At 36.4% G+C, this 1,756-nt stretch carries 1 protein-coding gene; it reads left to right on the top strand.

The genetic code is table 11. The features are described 5' to 3' along the window. Positions 1-1,756, top strand: a 1,756-nt coding sequence (locus tag E1176_RS01490) for a bi-domain-containing oxidoreductase (RefSeq protein ID WP_155208810.1), incomplete at both ends; no start/stop codon positions are given.

Raw genomic sequence — 1,756 nt, forward strand, 5'->3', positions numbered from 1 at the left:
AAATGAAACAAATAATACAAAACCTTAATTCAGGAGAAACCATCCTTGAAGAAGTACCTGCTCCCCAGGTAAAAAATGGACATGTTCAAATTCAAACAACGCAAAGCTTAATTTCACTAGGTACTGAACGTATGTTGGTTGAATTTGGAAAAGCTAATTTCATTGACAAGGCTAGACAACAACCAGAAAAAGTAAAGCAGGTTTTTGATAAGATGAAAACAGATGGCATTAAGCCAACTGTGAATGCAGTATTCAATAAACTTAACCAACCACTTCCACTCGGCTATTGCAATGTAGGAAAAGTAATCGGTGTAGGAAAAGGAGTATCAGAATTTTCAATAGGAGACCGGGTAGTTTCGAATGGACCACATGCTGAAATAGTTAATATCCCTCAAAATCTTGTTGCTAAAGTTCCTGATAATGTTACCGATAAAGAGGCGGCTTTTACTGTTATAGGTGCAATTGGTTTAGAAGGAATAAGATTAAGTAACCCCACTCTGGGAGAAACTATGGTCGTAATTGGATTAGGCTTAATTGGCTTAATAACAGCAGAACTGCTTAAAGCGAATGGCTGTAAGGTTGTGGGCTTTGATTTTGATCAATCAAAAATTGAATTGGCCAAAAGTAAGGGTATTGAAGCAATTAGCCTGGCAGATGGAACAGATCCAGTTAAATTCGTTCACAATTATACTAATCAAGTAGGGGCTGATGGTGTCTTAATTACAGCATCAAACAAAAGTAATGACATTATCTCTCAGGCTGCAAATATGTCAAGAAAAAGAGGCCGAATTATATTAATTGGAGTAATTGGGCTACATATCGATCGATCTGATTTTTATGAGAAAGAGCTTACTTTTCAAGTCTCTTGTAGCTACGGGCCTGGGAGGTATGATGAAGAGTATGAACTCAAGGGCAATGATTACCCTTTGCCATATGTCAGGTGGACAGAAAAAAGAAATTTTGAGGCCATACTTCATTCAATGAGTACAAAGGCAATAGATGTATTTCCACTAATATCCGAAGAAATCTCCTTGGATGAAGTTGTGTCAATTTATGATAACATCTCAAATTCAAAGTCAATCGCTACTCTGATTAAATACAGTAATGCACCTTCTTTTTCTAAAACAATAAGCTTAAAGGACCAAAAATTTGAATCAACAAATGGCACCATTGGAATTATCGGAGCTGGTAATTTTACTTCCTCTACCATTTTACCTGCTCTCAATAAGTGTAATGCCAATGTAAAATATTTGGCTAGTTCTTCTGGGTTATCCAGCACAACACTAGCTAAAAAATATAAAGTTGCTAACTCTACATCTGACTATAAAGTCATTTTAAAAGATCCTGAAGTAAACTCAATTTTTGTAACAACAAGACATAATAGTCACGCTTCCTTATCACAAGAGGTTCTTGAAAATGACAAACATGTATTTGTTGAAAAGCCATTAGCATTAAATGAAAGTGACCTTACCGCTCTGATAAAGGCTCAAAGGAAATCAGGAAAAAGCATAACAGTAGGTTTTAATAGACGTTTTTCTCCACATTCCATTGCTATTAAAAAGGCTCTTGGGAATAACCCAGGCCCTATTAACATCGTAGCAACTATGAATGCTGGTTTTATACCAAAAGAAATGTGGGTTCACGACTTAGAAGTCGGTGGAGGCCGTATCGTAGGAGAAGCATGTCACTTTATTGATTTACTTGTTTTTTTTGCAGGCAGCGAAGTTGAGTCCGTTTGTATGAACAGTTTGGGAGT

Source organism: Fulvivirga aurantia, from assembly GCF_009711475.1.
Taxonomy (GTDB): domain Bacteria; phylum Bacteroidota; class Bacteroidia; order Cytophagales; family Cyclobacteriaceae; genus Fulvivirga; species Fulvivirga aurantia.